A 19564-nucleotide genomic window follows, 5' to 3' on the forward strand; every position below is an offset into this window, starting at 1 on the left:
CTTTAGAAAGGCAGGGCAATGTCGGGAACCAGCGTGGTCAGGGCCGCGCGGAATTCCGCCTTGATCTCGTCCAGGGCTTCCTGCGTATCGCCTTCGAAACGCAGGACCACGACCGGTGTGGTGTTCGACGCGCGCGCCAGGCCGAAACCGTCTTTATATTCGGCGCGCACTCCATCGATGGTGTTGATGCTGGCCGCTTTCGGGAATTGCGCTTCCTTTTGCAGCCGGCTGATCAGGGCATGGGGCTCGCCTTCCCGCATTTCCAGCTTGAGCTCGGGCGTGGAGATGTCTTGCGGCAGCGCTTCAAGCAGGGTGGATGGCTGTTCATGGCGCGAGAGGATTTCGAGCAAGCGTGCGCCTGTATAGAGACCATCGTCAAAGCCATACCAGCGTTCTTTGAAGAAAATGTGGCCGCTCATTTCCCCGGCCAGCGGAGCACCGGTCTCGGCCAGCTTGGCCTTGATCATCGAGTGTCCGGTTTGCCACATCAGTGGCTTGCCGCCCGCCTCGTCGATGGCGCGCGCAACGTGCCGGCTGCATTTCACGTCGAAAATGATGGTGGAGCCGGGCTGGCGTTGCAGGATATCGAGCGCGTAAAGGATAAGCTGGCGATCCGGCCAGATGATTGCCCCCGACTTGGTCACGACGCCCAGCCGATCGGCATCGCCGTCAAAGGCCAGGCCCAGCTCGCAATCCGTTTCTTTCACGTGGCGGATGAGGTCTTCCAGGTTATGCGGGTCGGCGGGGTCGGGATGGTGATTGGGGAAGGTGCCGTCCACGTCGCAAAACAACTCATCGACCGTACAACCCAACGCCTTGAATAGCTGCGTGGCGACGACGCCGCCCACGCCGTTGCCGCAATCAATGGCAATCTTCATGGGGCGGGACAGTTTTACATCGCTACTCACGCGCTCCACGTAGGTATCCAGCAGTTCAAGCGTGCTGCGACTGCCTTGCGTGGCATGCGTTGCGCTTGCGTCCAGGCGCGTCATGATCTGCTTGAGCCCCTGGATATCATCGCCGTGCAGCGTCTTGCCGCCCATCATCATCTTGAAGCCGTTGTAGTTGGACGGATTGTGGCTGCCCGTAATGGCGACACCAGAGCCGGTTTTTTCGACGTGCGTGGCGAAATACACCAGCGGCGTCGGCACCATGCCGACGTCGATAGTATTGATGCCGCCTTGCATCAAGCCGTTTTGCAGCGCCAGGGACAAGTCTGGACTGCTTAATCGGCCGTCGTAGCCCACGACCAGCGTGGTGATGCCTTCGCTGCGCGCCCGCTCGGCCAAGGCCAGGCCCAGCAGATGGGCAAATTGGGGGTTGAGCTGTTCGGGTACGGTACCGCGAATATCGTAGGCTTTGAATACGGCGCTGGGCAGTGGCTGGGAGTCGGTCACGATGTATCCTTGAAAAATCATGTGTGTTGGGTTCGATTATGGCGGATTCCTGTCGCCGATGCCGGATCGCCACAGGCCTGGTCATAGCGCGAAGGTATCTGTCCTAAAATAGACGTCCTGGCATTTTATTCGCAAGAAGGTTGACGATGAGTCGAGTAGACGAACTAGTACAGTTGTTGGGCCAACAATACGTATTGACGGGTGACGATGCAGAACCCTATATCGTTGATTGGCGCGGTCGCTATAGCGGCAAGGCGCTCGCCGTCGTCAAGCCCGGCTCGACCGACGAGGTTGCGCAAGTGGTGCGGTGGTGCGCTGCCAACAAGATCCCCATGGTGCCCCAGGGCGGCAATACCGGCCTGTGCGGAGGCGCTACGCCGGATTCAACCGGCCAGGCTGTGGTCCTGTCGCTGACACGTCTCAACCAGGTGCGCAGTGTCGATACCGACAACGACACCATGGTGGTCGAGGCCGGCTGCGTGCTGCAATCCGTGCAGCAAGCGGCTCGCGATGTACAGCGTCTCTTCCCCTTGAGCCTTGCGGCCGAAGGCAGTTGTACCGTGGGCGGCAACCTGGCTACCAATGCGGGCGGCACACAGGTTCTGCGCTACGGAAACACGCGCGATCTCGTGCTTGGCGTTGAAGTGGTTACTGCGCAGGGTGACATCTGGCATGGCTTGCGCGGTCTGCGCAAAGACAATACCGGCTATGACCTGCGCAATTTATATATCGGCAGCGAAGGCACGCTGGGCATCATCACCGCGGCCACCGTAAAGCTGTATCCCTTGCCGGTAGCCCAATGCACGGCACTGCTCGCGCTGAACTCCGTCGAAGACGCCGTGTCGGTATTGTCGGCCGCACGCAATGGTTTCGGCGCGGCGCTTACCGGCTTTGAGCTTATCGCGGGGAACTGCCTTCAAGGCGTGGTCGAATGCTATCCCCAGCAGCGGATTCCTTTCGAAGGCGACGCCGCCCGCATGCCGTGGTACGCATTGCTTGAGTTATCGGACAGCGAAAGCGCCGAGCATGCGCGGGAACGTTTTGAGACCGTTGTAGGCGCCGCCATTGAGGCTGAATTGGTGCAGGATGCCGTGATTGCCGAAAACATTACGCAAAGCAAGGCGCTCTGGCACCTGCGTGAAAGCATACCCTTGGCGGAAAAAGCGTTCGGCAAGAGCATCAAGCACGACGTTTCTGTTCCCGTTTCACGTATGGCGGAATTTGTGCAAACCACCAATGCAGCCCTGCAGGCCAGTTTTCCGGGCATACAGCATGTCATCTTCGGGCATCTGGGTGATGGCAACCTGCACTATAACGTGGCCAAGGGCCAGGCCCGCACTGAAGAAGATCTCCTGGCGCAGCAGGATGCTGTGTACGAATTGGTACACGACAGCGTTCATCAATTTGGAGGTTCGATCAGCGCCGAGCACGGCGTGGGGCAGTTGAAGCGCGACGCCTTGCCGCGCTACAAGGATCCGGTCGAACTGGCGCTGATGCGGCGCATCAAGCAGGTGCTGGATCCGGACGGCCTGATGAATCCCGGGAAGATGCTGATACCGTAATTCTGGCGCCTAATGCGCGGTAATGCCGCGCGAAGGCATTGGGGACGGCTTTTCGTTCTTAAGAAAGGCGAGTGTGTCGGGCTCTGTTCCGGCTTCGCGCGCTACGCCCCTGTTGCCAGGGGTACCCGTTTCGGTCAGCCCCATCGAGGCGGCCGCGGAACTCGCCCGGTCGGGCCAGTGGCCCGACACCCGCCGGGCTCAAGCAGCCGCGGCCTTGCCTCCTCGATGGGACTGACCGAAACGGCGTGCGCGAGGCGCCTGCACAGCCCCCGACACACCCGCCTTTTTGCTTGAGCGAAGCTTAGACCAGTCCACTAACCACCGTGCACCTTAAGCCGTAAGGCCGGCAAGTTTCCTATTGCGCAGTTGTCCGGGCTGCCGCCATCCACCCCGGACAACGTCTTTAGAGCCAAACAACGTCATCAGAGCCGGGCAACGTCATCGGATCAAGACAACGCTACGAAAGCAATGTGCCGTAAACACTTGGACCCAAAGTGCACTAGAACTTGGCGGGCAGCACGGTGCCCGCACATTCGCCCAGGCTGATGGTCGGGTAGCCGGGCTTGCTGCATTTTGCCCGCAAGACGACTTCGTCGTTGTCCTGCAGGAAAAGGCGCTCTTCGCCCCACGGCAGCTTGACCGGTTCTTTCCCACCCTGATTCAGTTCCAGCAGCGAACCTTCCTGCCCCTGATCGGGACCGGACAGGGTTCCGGTGCCCAGCAGGTCGCCCGGCTGCAGATTGCACCCATTGACCGTATGGTGCGTGAGCAATTGCGCGATGCTCCAATATGCTTCCTTGAAGTTGCTGCGGCAAAGAAGGGCGGGTTCGGCATTGTCGGCGCGCGACTGTTGCGTGCTGAGCAATACGTCCAGGCCGATATCGAACGCGCCCGCCGCCTTGTTGTCGTCGGAAGTCAGGTAGGGCATGGGCTGGGGATCGTCGGCATTGCGCTGGAATGCGGTTCGGAAGGGTGCGAGCGCTTCCAGCGTGACTATCCACGGAGAAATGGTGCTGGCGAAATTCTTGGCAAGGAACGGGCCTAGAGGCTGATATTCCCAGGCCTGCAGATCGCGCGCGGACCAGTCGTTCAGTATGCAGAGTCCGAATACATGAGACTCGGCCTCGGTAATGGGAATGCGCTCACCAAGATCATTGCCCTGGCCGACAAATATGCCGAGCTCGAGCTCGAAATCAAGGCGTTCGCACGGCCCGAAACCGGGAGTGCCGTCTTCGGCGCCAGGGCGCGTCTGGCCTACCGGACGGGCAAATGCCTGGCCCGATACACCGATGCTGGAGGCGCGGCCGTGGTAGCCGATAGGCACCCATTTATAGTTGGGGAGCAGCGGATTGTCGGGGCGGAACTGTTTGCCGATGGCCGTGGCGTGATGCAATGAAATGTAGAAGTCGGTGTAGTCGCCAATATGCGCGGGCAGCGCAAATTCAAGGTCTGACTGATTGTGCAGCATCGGTTCAAGCGTGCTTTGCAAGGACGAGTCCGTTCGCAACGCACGCGAGAGTTCCAGGCGCAGTGCCGACCAGTGCGCCTGCCCGAGGGCCATCAAGGCGTTCAGCTGGGTTGCCTGGCAGGCGTCGAGTGCTTCCTGGGCGATGCCGGTAAAGGGCTGGATTCTGGCAAGCGCTGCCAAGTCGAGCGCTTGGTCGCCAATTGCCACGCCGGGGCGAAACGCCTGTGAACTGCCGGCTATGCGGAATACCGAAAACGGTAGGTTCTGAATAGGGAAGCCATTCTCGGCGACGTTGGCTGAAGCGACCCAGCTTTGCAGGGAGGGGTCGTGCGTTTCATTCAAATAAACCATGTAGGTAAATGTCCTTGATCGTTACGGTTTTGCCGGGTCGAAGTGTTTCTTGAATCCCGACCATGCCGTATCGTAATCACTTTGCAGCGTGCTTGACGACAGGGCGGCGGTCGTGGGCCGTATGACGCGGCGTGTTTCGAACATGAACGCCATGGTATCGCGTATGTAATGCGGCTGGCTGATGTCGGCGTTGGAGGCTTTCTCGAACGTGTCGACATCGGGACCATGGGGAGTCATGCAATTGTGCAGGCTGGCGCCTCCGGGCGAAAAGCCCTCGGCCTTGGCATCGTACACGCCCTGGATCAGGCCCATGAATTCGCCCGCAATGTTGCGATGGAACCATGGCGGGCGGAAGGTGTTTTCCATGGCCAGGACGCGCGGAGGAAATATGGCGAAATCCATGTTAGCGGCGCCCGGTGTGTCCGATGGTGACGTCAGCACGGTAAAGATGCAAGGATCTGGATGATCGTAGCTGATTGAGCCTATGGTGTTGAAGCGGCGCAGATCGTATTTGTAGGGGGTGTTGTTGCCATGCCAGGCGACGACATCGAGTGGCGAGTGAGGCAGCGGGGTACGCCAGAACGCACCTGTAAATTTGGCGATGAGTTCGAAATCGCCTTCGACATCTTCGTACCAGGCCACAGGGACCTGGAAATCGCGCACGTTGGCCAGGCCGTTGGACCCGATGGGACCCAATTCCGGGGGGCGCAACACCGCGCCGAAGTTTTCCAGCATATAGCCGCGAGCCGTCGCATCCCGCAGTTCTACACGGAAGCGCACGCCGCGCGGTATGACGGCGATCTCGCAAGGCTCGATGTCGATAAGACCCAGCTCGGTGGCCAGGCGCAGGCGGCCTTCCTGCGGCACGATCAGCATTTCGGCGTCGGCATTATAGAAATAACGATTTTCCATGGAACGATTGGCCGCATACAGATTGATGCTGACTCCGCTCAGGTCCTCGCTGTTTCCGTTCCCGGCCCAGGTGGCCATGCCGTCGAGAAAGTCGGTGGGTTCGGTGGGAATGTCGGCCGGGCTCCAGCGCAGTCGATTTGGCGTGACCGGTCCGTCGCCAAACTGCTGCGTCCAGGACCGGGCGCCGTCAAAAGGCTCGAACGGCTTTTGCAGCGCTGCGGGGCGTATGCGATACAGCCAGGATCTACGGCCTTCCGCACGGGGAACGGTGAAGGCCGTTCCCGATAGTTGCTCGGCGTAGAGGCCATAGGGGCAAACTTGGGGCGAATTGCGGCCTACCGGCAAGGCGCCCGGCAAGGCTTCTGTTGCGCAATTGTTGCCGAAGCCGGTTTGGTAATCGAGTGTACTCATTTGAATGGCTCCTGAGTGGGCTTTAATCCGTATGTTCAACAGTGGCGCGCGCCTTGGCTAGTGCGTCGCCGATCACATTCATATCGCCAATGTGATTCGAGAGCAGCAAGACCAGGGCGGCGTTCATGGCGTGACTTTGTTCGAGGCTAAGATCGCGGTGCGCATCGATAAGACGCTCGTAGAATTCATCCGGCACGGCGAAGTTCGACTGAGTGGAAAGTGGTGTCATTGGGTCACCGCCTGAAGCGTGCATGTGGCGCGCTGTAGCGCGGCGAGAATTTGCGGCGTATTGACGTGCCGCCAGCGCGCCGCAATATGCTGGTCGGGGCGCAAGAGATAGCAAGCGCCATCCCGGACGTCGTAGCGCCGGTCCAGAATCGCATCGTGGTCTATCACGGCCAGGAAGCCCGGGGGCGCCGAGGCGGCAAGATTACGGTGCAGTACCAGGACGATGTTCACGCGAACGGAGAGGTCTTGCAGGCTGGCAAGTTCCAGCAAAGCTGCGGCGCTGGGCACGGCGGTTTTGCAAAACACGGCCACTGTGAAACCGTCACGCAGATGGCTAAGCCACCAGCCTGGTTTGCCGTTGACCGATACAGGGCCATCCGGAGCGACGGATCCCGGCGCGACGGCTCCCAAGGGAAGGGTAGCGGAAAACTCGTCGTCGTCCGCGGTATTCAGGCTGGAATCACTATATGAATAAGGCAGGGAAAGCCGGCCGCTGTTGACGAGCTTGCGGGCGAATTCGTAATGATTCGCCAGCCTTAGCGTGGTATTCCTGAACAGCAGGCTGATTTCGCTTTTGGGTGTTATGAAATCGGTGGACCGTGAGGAACAAAGAATGTTTTCGTCCGCCGCCTGCTCGCGTTCGCTGGCGTAGGTATCCAGCAGTGATGCCGGCGAGAACCCGCGCAGCACCAAGTCCAGTTTCCAGGCAAGATTGTCGGTGTCTTGAACACCGCTATTCGCGCCACGCGCGCCAAAGGGCGATACGCGGTGCGCGGCATCGCCGGCGAAGAGCAGGCGTCCGTGGCGGAACTTGTCCATGCGTTCGCAGGCAAAGGTATAGACGCTGACCCATTCGAGCTCGAACTGGGCATCTGGGCCCAGTAGCGCACGGATGCGCGGTATGACTTTTTCAGGCTTGGTCTCTTCGGCGGGATCGGCGTCCCAGCCCAGCTGGAAGTCGACGCGCCATACATTGTCTGGCTGGCTGTGCAGCAGGACTGACTGATTCGGATGAAAGGGTGGATCGAACCAGAACCAGCGCTCGTGGGGGTAATCAGCTTGTGTCTTGATGTCTGCGATAAGAAAGCGGTCGCGGAATATCCGTCCCCGGCTTTCCTGGCCGATCATTTTTCGTATTGGCGAGCGGGCGCCATCGCAAGCGACCAGCCAGTCCGCGATTAGCGTGTAGGAACCATCGGGTGTGTCTACAGTGAGCTCGACATGGTCGTCATGGTTTTGCACCGCCGACGCCCTGTGTTTCCAGCGCAGCTCGATGTTGGGATTGTTGGCGGCCTGTTCGTAAAGAAAACCTTCGCAATAATATTGCTGCAGGTTGATGAAGGCAGGACGGCGGTGCCCGGGTTCGGGCAGAAGATCAAAGCTCCAGACCTCTTTGTCCTTGAAATACACCCGGCCCACATTCCACGATATTCCTTTTTGGACCATGCGCTCGCCTACGCCCAGGCGGTCCCAGATATCCAGCGTGCGCTTGGCGAAGCAGATGGCGCGAGAGCCGGCGGAAAGGCGGTTATCGTCGTCGATGACCACGACTTTGTGCCCGTGCGCGGCCATGTCCAGTGCCATGCTGAGCCCGACCGGTCCGGCGCCGACTACCACTATGCCGTGCCGATCGGGTGCCTGTGCCGGATGCGCCTTGTATTCAAACTCCAGGGCTTGATAGTCGATGTCTCCCACCGTTGCTCCTTGTGTTGGTGGCTGCTCGTTATTATTTTGACGCGTTCAGACGGGAATCAGCCTTCCAGCTGCTTCCACATTTCGATGTCGCGTTCCGCCGTCCAGATGCGTGGGTCGTCGTGGCCGGTAGCTTCGTCGTAAGCGCGTGAAACGTCGAAGGGCATGCAGTGGTCGAAAATGACCCAGTCGGCGTAGCGCGGCTTCATGAAGTCGTAGGTTTCACGGTAGATGGCTTTCAGGTCCTTGCCTGCCGCGACCCCACTGTTCACGCAGGAGTACAGGTCGGTGAGGAAGGCGCGCGTGCCGGCCAGGCCCTTGCGTACTTCATCGGCCGATTTCAGTGCCGGGCCGCGGCCAGGTACCATTTTTTCAGCATTGAACTCAGCCAGTGTGTCGAGGGTATGCGGCCATTCGCGAAAATAGCAGTCGCCGGCATAAGGGGTGGACTGATACTCGACCAGGTCGCCGGCAAATAGAATGCGCTGTTCCGGCAACCAGGCGATGGTGTCTCCCTTGGTGTGGCCGCGGCCTACCTGGAGGATCTGGACTTCGAGGTTGCCCAGATTTACGGTCATTTCACCATCGAAGGTAATGGTGGGCCATGTGAGGCCCGGTGGTACCGATTCGACATTGCGGAACAGGCGTGGGAAACGGCCGATTTCGCTGGCTTTGTCTTGTTCGCCGCGCTCAACGATAAGGTCGTAGGTGTCACGGCTGGCGATGATTTCCTGAGCGTTGTAGGCCGAGGCACCCAGTACGCGCACGGCATGGTAGTGCGACAGCAGGATGTATTTGATGGGTTTGTCGGTGACTTCCTTGACACGCCGGATTACGTCTTGCGCCATGATGGGCGTGGCCTGGGTGTCGATCACCATGACGGCGTCGTCCCCAATGATGATGCCGGAGTTCGGGTCGCCTTCCGCTGTGTAGGCGTAGGCGTTGTCGGACAGCTTTTCGAAAGACACGACCTTTTCATCAAGGTCGGCGTGCGAGGCAAATTGTTTGCTCATGGGAATGGAGTCTCCGTTTGGTTGGTAAAAATATATCTCACTATTCGTTTATATGCAATACGTTCGTTATAGGCGAATCAGCGGATTCGCCGGCTCTAATCGACCCAGTGGTGTTGCAGCACCTACAGGAAACCTGCGGTTCTTCATCGTCGTTGGCATTTTGGACAATAGTAGGTAGCGCGCTGCCCCTGGACAATGCGTTTTATCGGCGTCGCACACACGTTGCAAGGCTTGCCTGCTTTTTCGTAGACTGCTGCATAAATGTCGAAATAGGCGCCGGGTTCGCCGGTGGCATTAACATAGTCGCGCAAGGTGCTGCCACCCGACTCCAGCGCTTCGCCCAGCGTCTGCCGTATGGCGGCCACCAGCCGCTGGCAGCGCTCCAACGAGACGGTTCCTGCGGCGGCAAGGGGATTGATGCGGGCACGGAACAGCGATTCGGATGCATAAATATTACCGACACCGACCACGATGGTTCCTGCCAGCAGGGCCTGCTTGATCGAAAGGGTCTTGCCGCGCAACCGCTGGTGCAGGTAAGTGCCGGTGAACAGCGGGTCGAATGGCTCGATACCCAACTTGTGCAGCAGGGCGTGCGAGGTGATCGGCCCGCTTGCCGCGTCATGCCAGAGGATTGCGCCAAAGCGGCGCGGATCATGCAGCAGGAATCGTGCATGGTCGAAAAGCCACTCGGCGTGATCATGCTTGCGGCGCGGCTCATCGAGGCTTGCGCGTCGCAACGATCCCGACATGCCCAGATGTATGATCTGTGTGCCGTGGTCAAAATTAATCAACAGATATTTGCCGCGACGCTCGCAGCTGACGACTTCGTGTCCGCTGATGGTCTGCTCGATATCAGGCGGGACGGGCCAGCGCATGCGGGGCTCATACACCAGAAACTGCTTTAATACATGGCCCGGCATAATCGTCGCTATTCCGCGACGGGTAGTTTCGACTTCTGGTAGTTCCGGCATAAGGGGGTGATAACATCCTTAAATCTGAGTGTGTAATTTTGCCATCTGACGCTTTAATTCAGGCGCAGCGGCGGTGGTCCTCTTTAATGAAACGTCAAATTCCCCTGCTGTTCATACTGTTTGCGCCTGTCTTTGCATCGTGGTCTGCTCCAGCCCATGCGGCCCAGACCGTCAAGACACCCGAGCAGGTTGAACAGATACGCTTGCGCGCGGGCGAGCTTCCCGCGGTCAAGCTTACTGCCGATACGCTTTATCGGATACTGGCCTCCGAAATCGCTGCGCAGCGCGGACACTTCGATATGGCCAGCCAGACGCTGCTCGATCTAGCGCGCGAGACCTCGGATCCGCGCCTGGCCAAGCGGGCGTTCCAGATATCCATGGCGGACCGCGACTTGGCCCGCTCATTAAGCGCGGCGCGCGAATGGGCCTTGCTGGCGCCCAACGATCCTGAAGCCGTAGCTTCGTCGCTGGCACTGGCGGCATCCAATGGTCAGACTGCCGGCCTGGCAACAACGTTGCGGACGCGCATCGAACAGGCGGACAACAAAGAGCAGGCCATCATCCAGGCTGCGACCATTGTCGGCAAGATGGCTGATAAACGTGTTGCGCTGGAAGTGATGGAGCAGTCCTTGCCGGCTTCCCTGCGGTCCTTGCCCATTGCGCGCCTGGCTTTGTCCGACGCGGCCTGGGCGGCCGCCGATGCCGTCCAGGCCCTCGCCGAAGCCCGGCAAGCGCTTGCGCTGGACCCGGATTCCGAGATGGCCGCACAGCGCATTCTCGAATACGGCCTTAAAGTGGACTCCGCGGCGGCCGTTCGCGAAACGCAGGCCTATATCGCCAAGCATCCCGATAATCGCAAGCTGCAACTGATGCTGGTCAATCGCCTCGTCGAGCAGCGTGATTTCGATGCAGCCCTGGCGCAGGTCGACGCCATGCGTCAACATGCGCCCGAAGATTTCGACCTTCTGTATACCGAGGCCGAGGTGCACATGCGCGCCGGGCAATTTCCGCAGGCCAAGGCGCTGCTCGAGGAATACATCAGTGTGCAGACGCAGCGGCGCAAGTCGATCAATGACAAGGCCAGCAATGCCGTTGCCGATGCCTCCGACGCTCGCCTGTTGCTGGTTCAGATCGCCGAGAAGGAAAACAAGCTGGACGAAGCGATTGTCCAGCTGGACCTCATCGACGACAGCTCGCTGCGTTTTCAGGCCCAAGTCCACAAGGCTGTGCTTCAAGCCAAGCAGGGCGATCTGGCGCAGGCGCGCCGCAGCATCAATAGGCTCAAGCCGCAGGACCACCACGAGCGCTCGGTTCTCGCCCTTACCCTGGCGTCCATCTATCGCGAGGCGGGCCGCAGTGACGCGGCGGTCGAGACCCTGGTCAAGGCCGATGCCGAATTGCCGGATACGCCCGAAATCAAGTACGACCTGGCCATGCTCTACGAACGCCAGGGGAATATGGAAAAGTTCGAAGCGCTCATGAAGCGCGTCATCGAACTCGACCCCAATAATGCCAATGCCTATAACTCGCTGGGCTATACCTACGCCGACCAGAATCGCCAGTTGGACGAGGCGCAGGACTTGCTGGAACGCGCCCTGGAGCTCGATCCGGACAACCCATTCATTCTCGACAGCGTGGGCTGGTATCTTTACCGTAGCGGCGACTACGAGGCGGCCCTGGAATACTTGCAACGTTCCTACGAGCAGCTGCCAACGGCCGATGTTGCCGCGCATTTGGGCGAAGTATTGTGGGTCACCAAGCGCAATGACGAAGCCCGCCGCATTTGGCGCGCGGGGATGGAAGACGATCCAAAAAACCCAACCTTGCTCGGCACGCTCAAGCGGCTAGGAGTCACGCTTAAATGACGGTTTCGCTGTTCACGTTCGCTCGCGTCCGATGGTTATGCGCCGCCCTGGCTTGCATGGTCCTGGCGGCCTGCGCCACGCCGCCAAGAACCCCTGGCACTGCGTCCGGTGCGTCTTTCGACCGCAGCGGGCGCTTCGCATTAAGCGTGAGCTATTCGGATGGCAGGCAAGAGGCGGTGCAAGGAGGCTTCTCTTGGCACGACACAGGAGCCATGCTGATGCTGGACCTCGCCAATCCCCTGGGTAATACCCTGGCGCGCGTGCAGGTGGAACCTGGCAGCGCAACGCTCATCCGCAGTGATGGCTCGACGGAGCAGGCCCAGCATCCCGATGCGCTGGTGGAACAGGTCCTTGGCAGTCCGATTCCCGTCGCCGGCCTGCGCGATTGGCTGCGGGGTGATACCGGCAGCGATACGCTGCAGGACCTGCAGACCAACCCCCAGGGCAAGCCCACCTCGTTCACCCAGAATGGCTGGCGGGTGCAGCTGTCGCGTTACGATGCCATGGGCCCCGCCTTGCTGCAGCTCAATCGCAACGATGCCAATCGGACCATCAGCATGCGTCTTGTCGTGGATGGCGGCTGAGTAAAGCGTCCATGGCTTTATACGATGTTCCGGCCCCGGCCAAGATCAATCTATTCCTCCACGTGACGGGGCGCCGTGACGACGGCTATCATCTCCTGCAGACGGCCTTTCGTTTCATTGGCCTTTACGACACGCTTGATTTCGACTTGCGTGATGACGGCCAAATAGTGCGGGAAGGCGAGCAGATCGCCGGCTTGGCTGCCGACGATGACCTGGTCGTACGTGCTGCCCGCGCATTGCAGGACGCGACCGGTACAAAGCGTGGCGCGCAGATACGCTACACCAAGACAATACCTTCGGGTGGCGGCCTCGGTGGCGGTTCCAGCGATGCCGCGTCGACGCTTATTGCGTTGAACCGGCTATGGCAAACGAATTTGTCTCGTTCCGACTTGATGCGCCTGGGCCTTGCACTGGGCGCCGACGTGCCGGTGTTCATACACGGGCAGCCCGCCTTTGCCGAAGGAATAGGCGAGGTGCTTACTCCTGTGGAGCTGCCGGAGCGTGCGTATGTGGTGGTGCAGCCAACACAGAATGTGCCGACGCAAGGGGTATTTTCTTCCCCCGATTTGACAAGAGATTCGCCTTCGGTCACAATATCGGTCTTTACTGATTGGCACACGATCAGCGCAACAGAAAACGGCAACGTGGTCGCCGGTTTTTTCGGGCGCAACGATCTGGAATCAGTGGTTCTTGCGAAGTATCCGAAGGTCGGCGCGGCGGCAGCGTGGCTTGCACGACAAGGGTTAAACGCAAGAATGACCGGATCCGGGGCCTGCTTTTTTGTTGAATTTGTAACGATCGAGCAAGCAGCAGTGTGTCAACAGCAAATTATCGGTAGAATGCTGAATCGTGAAAACGACGACGCGGCGGTAATTCAAAATGCCTGGGCTTGTCCCGGTTTGTTTGAACATCCGCTACGACACTGGACAAGCAGTTGAATTGGGGAATCGCCAAGCTGGTTAAGGCACTGGATTTTGATTCCAGCATGCGAAGGTTCGAATCCTTCTTCCCCAGCCATTTTTTCAAGCCACACAGGCTTGCAGTCAACGTAAAGCTGTTGAGTCGGCCCCTAACGGCGGTGCTGGTCAGCAGCTTTTTTGTTTAACGCAACGCCAAACTTAGCGTCCATCATGACACACGACAGATTCATGATTTTTACCGGCACCGCTAACACGCGGTTAGCGGTCGATGTTGCAAATCACCTTGATATGTCGCTCGGAAAAATGACAGTAGGTCGTTTCTCCGACGGCGAGGTCATGGTCGAAATCAATGAAAATGTTCGCGGCAAGGACGTCTTCGTATTGCAGCCTACGTGCGCTCCGACCAACGATAGCCTGATGGAAATCATGGTTATGGTCGATGCCCTGCGCCGTGCTTCCGCTGGCAAGATCACTGCAGCCATTCCTTATTTTGGTTATGCCCGGCAAGACCGCCGGCCGCGTTCCGCCCGCGTCTCCATATCGGCCAAAGTCGTGGCCAATATGTTGCAGGTGGTGGGCGTCGATCGCGTCATGACCATGGATCTGCACGCAGATCAAATCCAGGGCTTTTTTGATATTCCGGTCGATAATATCTACGCCGGTCCGCTTTTGCTGGGCGACATCTGGCGCCGCAACTACCAAGACCTGGTGGTCGTGTCCCCGGATATTGGCGGCGTTGTTCGCGCCAGGGCGCTGGCCAAGCAGCTTGAAGCCGACCTGGCCATTATCGACAAGCGTCGTCCACGCGCCAATGTTTCCGAAGTCATGAATATCATCGGCGAAGTCGATGGCCGTACATGCGTCATCATGGACGACATGGTCGATACCGCCGGGACCTTGTGCAAGGCGGCTCAGGCCCTTAAAGAGCGCGGCGCCGTCACGGTCTATGCCTATTGCACGCATCCCGTGCTGTCAGGTGGCGCCGTACAGCGCATTGCCGAGTCCGAACTCGACGAACTGGTCGTTACCGACTCGATCCCGCTTTCGGAAGCCGCGCGGGCATGCAAGAAAATTCGCCAGCTCTCCTGCGCGTCATTGCTGGGCGAAACTATATTACGCATTTCCCACGCCGAATCGGTCAGTTCCCTTTTCGTCGACTAAATCAATACCGTTGCCTGCTGGTCGCGGCAGGCAACAGTCGTTCGCAGCCTTCAGGCTGCGTTTTCCAACGGGCATAAAGCCCCCCAAGTCTTTGGAGTTTTCCATGAAATTCAACGCCACTTCGCGTAGCGATAAGGGTACGAGTGCGAGCCGCCGCCTGCGCCACGCTGGCCGTGTTCCAGCCATCGTTTATGGCGGTACCGCCGAGCCTGCAAGCATTGAGCTCGACCACAACGAGATCTATCACGCTCTGCGCAAAGAATCGTTCCACGCTTCCATTCTCAGCATGGAACTGGACGGCAAGTCGCAACAGGTTTTGTTGCGCTCCGTGCAATGGCACCCGTACAAGCAATTGGTGCTGCACGTCGATTTCCAGCGTGTCGATGCTTCGCAATCGTTGACGACCAAAGTGCCTTTGCACTTCATCAATGCCGAGAAGTCGCCGGCCGTCAAGCTCAGCAGCGCCATCATCAGCCATGTGTTGACCGAAGTTGAAGTCGTGTGCCTGCCCGCCAATCTGCCCCAGTTCATCGAAGTCGATCTGGGTGGGATGCTTGCCGGTACTACGGTGCACATGTCCGATATCGTTTTGCCCAAGGGTGTGGTGCTTACCGCCCACGCCGGCGAAACCAGCCCCGTCGTGGCCAATGCCCACGTGAAGGGTGGTAGCGCAGCGGCAGACGAAGAGGCCGCTCCAGAAGCCGAGTAATTGGCCAGTCCCAAGCAAGGTACCGATGCGGCACTGATCGGACCCTTGCGCGGCAAGACCCCTGCCTAGCGTAAGCTGACAGGGGTTTTCTTTTATTGCAGGCATGATTCATGACCCCACCCATACGCCTTGTTATCGGCTTAGGAAATCCTGGCCCGGAATATGAAACGACGCGGCATAACGCCGGCTTCTGGCTGGCGGACCACTTCGCAGACGACCTTAGGGCCGACTTTGCCCTGGAGAAAAGCTTTTCAGCATGGGTGGCCAAGGGGCGCTTTGGGGGCGAGACCGTCATCATCGCCAAGCCGACGACCTTCATGAACCGCTCGGGCCAGGCGGCCGGTGCGTTGATGCGCTTTTACAAGCTTGTTCCCGAACAGGTCCTGGTCTTGCACGACGAGCTGGATCTTATGCCGGGCAACGTGAAATTGAAACAGGGCGGGGGGCATGCGGGACATAACGGATTGCGCGATATACAGGCGGCATTCTCCAGCCCCGCATTCTGGCGTTTGCGCCTGGGAATAGGGCATCCTCGCACCCTGGGACTGGCGCAACAGGTCGCCGCCTTTGTGCTCAATATGCCGAGGCGCGATGAGCTGCAGGAAATCGAGTCGGCAATCGATCGCTGCCGCGCGGTGATGCCCGCGCTGCTGCGCGGCGAATACCAGCAGGCCACCAGCCAATTGCACGAGGCAAATTGTGCCTGATCATTTTCGCGGCGAATTGCGCGATTTTTTTCGCTTTATCTTGCGTCCGCGATTCGGACCGCGCTTGCCTGGCCGCCATGCCGGGGACGGATGGTGGGAAGACTGGTTTCCAGGCTTGCCGGTAGGGCGCTTATTCAAGTGGGCCTGCTTCCTGTGGGCAGTGAACCTGGTGTTCCTCGGACCGATTGCGGTCATGGCGGCAGGCGCAGGGGGCGCCACGCATCGCCTGGATATCCACAATATTCCGTGGCTGCAGGCGCTGCTGTGGGCGCCGATCGTTGAAGAGCTGGTGTTTCGCTACGGCCTGCGACGCCCGGCCCTGGCATGGTGGTTGGTCCCGGCAGCCGTGGGCGCCATGTTCATGGGCGCCACGTGGTGGGCCATGTTGCTGGTCGGCGTTATTCTGGCGCTTTGCTGGCTACCCTACGTGCTGGGCATGGCGTACACCCGACGCAGCATGCCATGGCGTTACCGACTGGCTTACCGCCGATGGTTTCCCTGGATATTCCACCTGGCATCGTTGCTGTTTGCCGGCGTGCACCTGTATAACTTCAATCTGCATCAGACGCCCTTGTGGTTGATGCCGTTGCTGGTTCTGCCTCAGTGGCTGACGGGCCTGGTCTTGTCCTGGTTGCGCGTAAAGCGTGGAATAGGCGCCAGCATGCTCTTGCACGCAATCTTCAATGGCGGACCCCTGCTGCTGGTATGGCTGGTGCTGCGCTTTGTGCCTGAAATGGCGGTGTAATCCGCGATCAAGGCATTCCGACCTACAATAGTGGGCGTTTTTGTTCATTTCTTTATATTCCAGGACACTCATGGCTTTGCAATGTGGCATTGTTGGTTTACCCAACGTCGGAAAATCAACCCTTTTCAACGCGTTGACCAAGGCTGGCATTGCCGCCGAAAACTATCCTTTTTGCACGATCGAGCCTAACGTCGGAGTGGTGGAAGTACCTGATTCGCGTTTGGCCGCCTTGGCGGAAATTGTCAAGCCCGAACGCATACTTCCTGCCGTCGTCGAATTTGTCGATATCGCGGGCTTGGTGGCTGGTGCATCCAAGGGTGAAGGACTGGGCAACCAATTTCTCGCCAATATCCGTGAAACGGATGCCATCGTGCACGTCGTTCGCTGCTTCGAAGATGAAAACGTCATTCACGTCGCCGGTACGATAGACCCGCTGTCCGATATTGAAGTGATCAATACCGAACTGGCCCTGGCCGACCTTGGCGCCGCCGAGAAAGCCTTGCATCGCCACCAGAAGACGGCGCGTGCGGGCGACAAGGACGCCATCAAGATGGTTGCCCTGCTTGAAAAAGTCCTGCCCGTGTTGAACCAGGCACGCCCGGTACGCTCAATGGGCCTGGATGAAGACGACATGGCCTTGCTTAAGCCCTTGTGCTTCATTACCGCCAAGCCATCGATGTACGTCGCAAACGTCAAGGAAGACGGGTTCGACAATAATCCGCACCTGGCGGCGGTGCAGAAATATGCCGAGGCGGAAAACGCGCCGGTCGTGGCCGTGTGCGCCGCGGTCGAGGCCGATATCGCCGACCTCGATGAAGAAGACAAGGCCGTTTTTCTGGCCGATATAGGCATGGACGAGCCGGGCCTGAACCGCGTCATCCGCGCTGGGTATCGCCTGCTGGGCCTGCAAACCTACTTCACCGCCGGCGTAAAGGAAGTCCGCGCCTGGACCATACACGTAGGCGACACGGCGCCCAACGCCGCCGGTGTGATCCATACCGATTTCGAGCGCGGCTTCATTCGCGCCCAAACGATCGCTTTTGAAGACTTCGTCGCCTTCAAGGGTGAGCAGGGCGCCAAGGAAGCGGGCAAGATGCGCGCCGAAGGCAAGGAGTATGTCGTCAAGGATGGCGATGTGTTGAATTTCCTGTTCAACGTTTAAACGTGTGATCAACGTCTGACGATTTTTGCTGGATCTCGGTGGCGCTCAGTAGCGCTTGGTGGATAGTTTGACCCGTTTTAAATCAACGGGTTGCATAAACAATACGGTCTGCTGAGCGTTCCTATTGTTCATCGAGGTCCAGAAAATTAGGGGGTAGCGTTGGGGGTACTCGTGTTCAACCGTGGGGGTACATCTCCCCGCAGTGGAGTCCAACGATGCCCTAAAATCTACTCACCGACCTCAAGGTTAGGTCGGCCAAATCGACTGATCGAGACTGGAAACTTTCAGACGGCGGGGGCTTGTTCCTGCTGGTCAAGCCCACCGGCGGCAAGCTCTGGCGGTGGAAGTACCGCCTGCAAGGCAAGGAGAACCTCTTTGCCATTGGCGGCTTTCCCCAGGTAAGCCTTGCGGAGGCTCGCGCTGCCCGCGAGAAAGCGCGTGCCTTGGTCAAGCAAGGTATCCACCCTGCGCATGATCGGCAGCAGGTCAAGCAGCGCAACTTGGAAGTGCTGGAGGAACGCAAGCGCGCAAAGGAAAGCTCGTTCGCCAAGGTGGCGCAGGCTTACCTGGCGGAGATCAAGCCTGTCTTTGCGCTCAGTTCCTACCGCACGAAAGAATCCCGCATCAGGAAGTACCTGTCGCCCAAGTTCGACGGGATGCCGATGTGCGATATCGGCGTGAAGCAGATTCGCCCGTTACTGGAGGAATGCAAGGCTCATGGCGCGTGGGCGGCCATCCATGTCAAAGGTGATCTTTCGGCGATCTTTGAGTTTGCGGTGGTGCGGGGGCTGGTCGAGGCAAATCCAATTCCCAGCCTGCGCGGGCTGCTACGCGTGCCGTTCAGCGAGAGCAAGGCGGCGATGACGCGAGAGCAAATCCAGAGGTTCTATCAGGAGTTGCGCGGCTAGCGGGGCTATCCGGAAACCTCTTTGTGTCTGCGGCTGATTGCGCTGACCGCCTGCCGTCCAGGGGAAGCGGCGGATGCCGAGTGGGACGGGTTCGACTTTGAGGATGCACTGTGGCGTCGGCCTGCGGCGAAGATGAAGGCGCGGCGTGACCATGTCAGTCCGTTGTCCACGCAGGCCATAGCGGTGCTGAAAGACTTGCAGCACATCACGGGTGGCGGGCGCTATCTGTTTCCACACCGAAGCGGAAAGGGCTTCACTACGCCCAACCGGCTCACCTACGCGATGCGCGACATGAACCTGGGCCGGGGTACGACGCCGCATTGCTGGCGGACGACCTTTTCGACCTGGGCCAATGAGAACGGATACCGGCCCGATGCGATCGAGCGGCAGCTTGCCCATGTGGAAAGCAACAAGGTTCGGGCGACGTACAACAAGGCGCTGTTGCTGGATCAGAGAAGGACACTGTTGCAGGATTGGGCGGACTATCTGAGTGCGGCGGAGGGCAGCGGCACGGCATAGGGAAGAGTTGGCTGGGTGTTGCAGAACCAATGGACAGGTGGGGCCTTTTCCTTTTCTGGGTAGGGCCGTTGCCCCTTGAGGGCCGTTCCCTTGCCATTTGCCTTTGCCCGAGGCTGGGCGCTGGCAATGGGGTAAACAATGAATTAAATCGGGTAATTTCGAATTGATTGCCCTTTTTGGATTCATGTCGCCCATTTCCTTCTTGGTCAGCCATGCCAGCCCCTCGCGACCCAGTCCAATGTTCAGGAAATGCGGTAGTCAAACACCAATAATGAGGCA

At 59.1% G+C, this 19564-nt stretch carries 17 protein-coding genes, 1 tRNA gene and 1 pseudogene; 12 read left to right on the forward strand and 7 right to left on the reverse strand.

Annotation, left to right across the window (positions count from 1 at the left end; genetic code table 11):
* Positions 1-2: 2 nt before the first annotated feature.
* Complete coding sequence (locus tag CR159_RS10300; protein ID WP_102073865.1) at positions 3-1418, reverse strand: phosphomannomutase/phosphoglucomutase; 1416 nt, start codon at positions 1416-1418, stop codon at positions 3-5.
* A 125-nt stretch (positions 1419-1543) separates the two neighbouring features.
* Here CR159_RS10300 and CR159_RS10305 point away from each other — a divergent pair, with 125 nt between their 5' ends.
* A complete protein-coding gene (locus CR159_RS10305) occupies positions 1544-2959 on the forward strand; it encodes an FAD-binding oxidoreductase (RefSeq protein WP_102073866.1) in 1416 nt (471 codons plus the stop codon).
* 499 nt (positions 2960-3458) lie between these two features.
* Here CR159_RS10305 and fahA read toward each other — a convergent pair whose 3' ends face one another.
* The 6 genes from fahA to mutM form a co-directional block, all read right to left on the reverse strand.
* Positions 3459-4778 (reverse strand): fumarylacetoacetase, encoded by a 1320-nt coding sequence (gene fahA / locus CR159_RS10310; RefSeq protein WP_102073867.1) that lies wholly within the window; start codon positions 4776-4778, stop codon positions 3459-3461.
* Between the two features lie 21 nt (positions 4779-4799).
* A complete protein-coding gene (hmgA, locus tag CR159_RS10315; protein WP_102073868.1) occupies positions 4800-6101 on the reverse strand; it encodes a homogentisate 1,2-dioxygenase in 1302 nt (433 codons plus the stop codon).
* Between the two features lie 22 nt (positions 6102-6123).
* Entirely contained in the window at positions 6124-6330 is a 207-nt protein-coding gene (locus CR159_RS10320; protein ID WP_102073869.1) for a DUF2783 domain-containing protein, read from the reverse strand.
* The gene (locus tag CR159_RS10325) at positions 6327-8024 is read right to left on the reverse strand and encodes an FAD-dependent oxidoreductase (protein WP_102073870.1); all 1698 of its coding nucleotides are present in this window, start codon (positions 8022-8024) and stop codon (positions 6327-6329) included. Before CR159_RS10325 ends, CR159_RS10320 begins: the two co-directional genes overlap by 4 nt.
* Positions 8025-8080: 56 nt before the next feature.
* Complete coding sequence (locus CR159_RS10330) at positions 8081-9034, reverse strand: MBL fold metallo-hydrolase (protein ID WP_102073871.1); 954 nt, start codon at positions 9032-9034, stop codon at positions 8081-8083.
* 143 nt (positions 9035-9177) lie between these two features.
* Complete coding sequence (gene mutM / locus CR159_RS10335; RefSeq protein ID WP_102073872.1) at positions 9178-10005, reverse strand: bifunctional DNA-formamidopyrimidine glycosylase/DNA-(apurinic or apyrimidinic site) lyase; 828 nt, start codon at positions 10003-10005, stop codon at positions 9178-9180.
* Between the two features lie 86 nt (positions 10006-10091).
* Between mutM and CR159_RS10340 the strand changes: the two genes are divergently transcribed.
* The 11 genes and pseudogenes from CR159_RS10340 to CR159_RS21850 all read left to right on the forward strand — a co-directional run bounded on the left by CR159_RS10340 (position 10092) and on the right by CR159_RS21850 (position 19285).
* Entirely contained in the window at positions 10092-11870 is a 1779-nt protein-coding gene (locus tag CR159_RS10340) for a tetratricopeptide repeat protein (RefSeq protein ID WP_102073873.1), read from the forward strand.
* On the forward strand, positions 11867-12454 hold the full coding sequence (gene lolB, locus CR159_RS10345; RefSeq protein ID WP_102073874.1) for a lipoprotein insertase outer membrane protein LolB: 588 nt from the start codon (positions 11867-11869) through the stop codon (positions 12452-12454). Before CR159_RS10340 ends, lolB begins: the two co-directional genes overlap by 4 nt.
* An 11-nt stretch (positions 12455-12465) precedes the next feature.
* On the forward strand, positions 12466-13392 hold the full coding sequence (gene ispE / locus CR159_RS10350) for a 4-(cytidine 5'-diphospho)-2-C-methyl-D-erythritol kinase (RefSeq protein ID WP_102073875.1): 927 nt from the start codon (positions 12466-12468) through the stop codon (positions 13390-13392).
* Positions 13393-13394: 2 nt separating this feature from the next.
* Positions 13395-13471: transfer RNA gene (locus CR159_RS10355), tRNA-Gln, on the forward strand.
* A gap of 113 nt (positions 13472-13584) precedes the next feature.
* Positions 13585-14535, forward strand: a complete 951-nt coding sequence (locus CR159_RS10360; RefSeq protein ID WP_199173285.1) for a ribose-phosphate pyrophosphokinase — start codon at positions 13585-13587, stop codon at positions 14533-14535.
* 103 nt (positions 14536-14638) lie between these two features.
* A complete protein-coding gene (locus CR159_RS10365; protein ID WP_102073877.1) occupies positions 14639-15244 on the forward strand; it encodes a 50S ribosomal protein L25/general stress protein Ctc in 606 nt (201 codons plus the stop codon).
* A gap of 110 nt (positions 15245-15354) precedes the next feature.
* The gene (gene pth / locus CR159_RS10370; protein WP_102073878.1) at positions 15355-15951 is read left to right on the forward strand and encodes an aminoacyl-tRNA hydrolase; all 597 of its coding nucleotides are present in this window, start codon (positions 15355-15357) and stop codon (positions 15949-15951) included.
* Positions 15944-16696, forward strand: a complete 753-nt coding sequence (locus CR159_RS10375; RefSeq protein ID WP_233208251.1) for a CPBP family intramembrane glutamic endopeptidase — start codon at positions 15944-15946, stop codon at positions 16694-16696. The genes pth and CR159_RS10375 overlap by 8 nt, the downstream gene beginning before the upstream one ends.
* A 70-nt stretch (positions 16697-16766) precedes the next feature.
* Positions 16767-17858, forward strand: coding sequence for a redox-regulated ATPase YchF (ychF, locus tag CR159_RS10380; protein WP_102073880.1), 1092 nt, complete (start codon positions 16767-16769; stop codon positions 17856-17858).
* A gap of 242 nt (positions 17859-18100) precedes the next feature.
* Positions 18101-18766, forward strand: a pseudogene (locus CR159_RS22325) (tyrosine-type recombinase/integrase); the annotation flags it as partial.
* Positions 18767-18787: 21 nt separating this feature from the next.
* A complete protein-coding gene (locus CR159_RS21850) occupies positions 18788-19285 on the forward strand; it encodes a tyrosine-type recombinase/integrase (RefSeq protein ID WP_233208252.1) in 498 nt (165 codons plus the stop codon).
* Positions 19286-19564: the final 279 nt, after the last annotated feature.

Origin of the sequence: Pollutimonas subterranea (assembly GCF_002849655.1) — a bacterium.
GTDB classification, from domain to species: Bacteria; Pseudomonadota; Gammaproteobacteria; order Burkholderiales; family Burkholderiaceae_B; genus Pollutimonas; species Pollutimonas subterranea.

What these genes read in the sequence shown, in the direction of transcription:
- CR159_RS10340 (WP_102073873.1), top strand. Translation starts at nt 10,092, where the DNA reads ATGAAACGTCAAATTCCCCTGCTGTTCATACTGTTTGCGCCTGTCTTT.
- ychF (WP_102073880.1), top strand. Translation starts at nt 16,767, where the DNA reads ATGGCTTTGCAATGTGGCATTGTTGGTTTACCCAACGTCGGAAAATCA.
- CR159_RS10300 (WP_102073865.1), bottom strand. Translation starts at nt 1,418, where the DNA reads ATGATTTTTCAAGGATACATCGTGACCGACTCCCAGCCACTGCCCAGC.
- pth (WP_102073878.1), top strand. Translation starts at nt 15,355, where the DNA reads ATGACCCCACCCATACGCCTTGTTATCGGCTTAGGAAATCCTGGCCCG.
- ispE (WP_102073875.1), top strand. Translation starts at nt 12,466, where the DNA reads ATGGCTTTATACGATGTTCCGGCCCCGGCCAAGATCAATCTATTCCTC.
- CR159_RS10330 (WP_102073871.1), bottom strand. Translation starts at nt 9,034, where the DNA reads ATGAGCAAACAATTTGCCTCGCACGCCGACCTTGATGAAAAGGTCGTG.
- CR159_RS10305 (WP_102073866.1), top strand. Translation starts at nt 1,544, where the DNA reads ATGAGTCGAGTAGACGAACTAGTACAGTTGTTGGGCCAACAATACGTA.
- CR159_RS10365 (WP_102073877.1), top strand. Translation starts at nt 14,639, where the DNA reads ATGAAATTCAACGCCACTTCGCGTAGCGATAAGGGTACGAGTGCGAGC.
- hmgA (WP_102073868.1), bottom strand. Translation starts at nt 6,101, where the DNA reads ATGAGTACACTCGATTACCAAACCGGCTTCGGCAACAATTGCGCAACA.
- mutM (WP_102073872.1), bottom strand. Translation starts at nt 10,005, where the DNA reads ATGCCGGAACTACCAGAAGTCGAAACTACCCGTCGCGGAATAGCGACG.
- CR159_RS10320 (WP_102073869.1), bottom strand. Translation starts at nt 6,330, where the DNA reads ATGACACCACTTTCCACTCAGTCGAACTTCGCCGTGCCGGATGAATTC.
- fahA (WP_102073867.1), bottom strand. Translation starts at nt 4,778, where the DNA reads ATGGTTTATTTGAATGAAACGCACGACCCCTCCCTGCAAAGCTGGGTC.
- lolB (WP_102073874.1), top strand. Translation starts at nt 11,867, where the DNA reads ATGACGGTTTCGCTGTTCACGTTCGCTCGCGTCCGATGGTTATGCGCC.
- CR159_RS10360 (WP_199173285.1), top strand. Translation starts at nt 13,585, where the DNA reads ATGACACACGACAGATTCATGATTTTTACCGGCACCGCTAACACGCGG.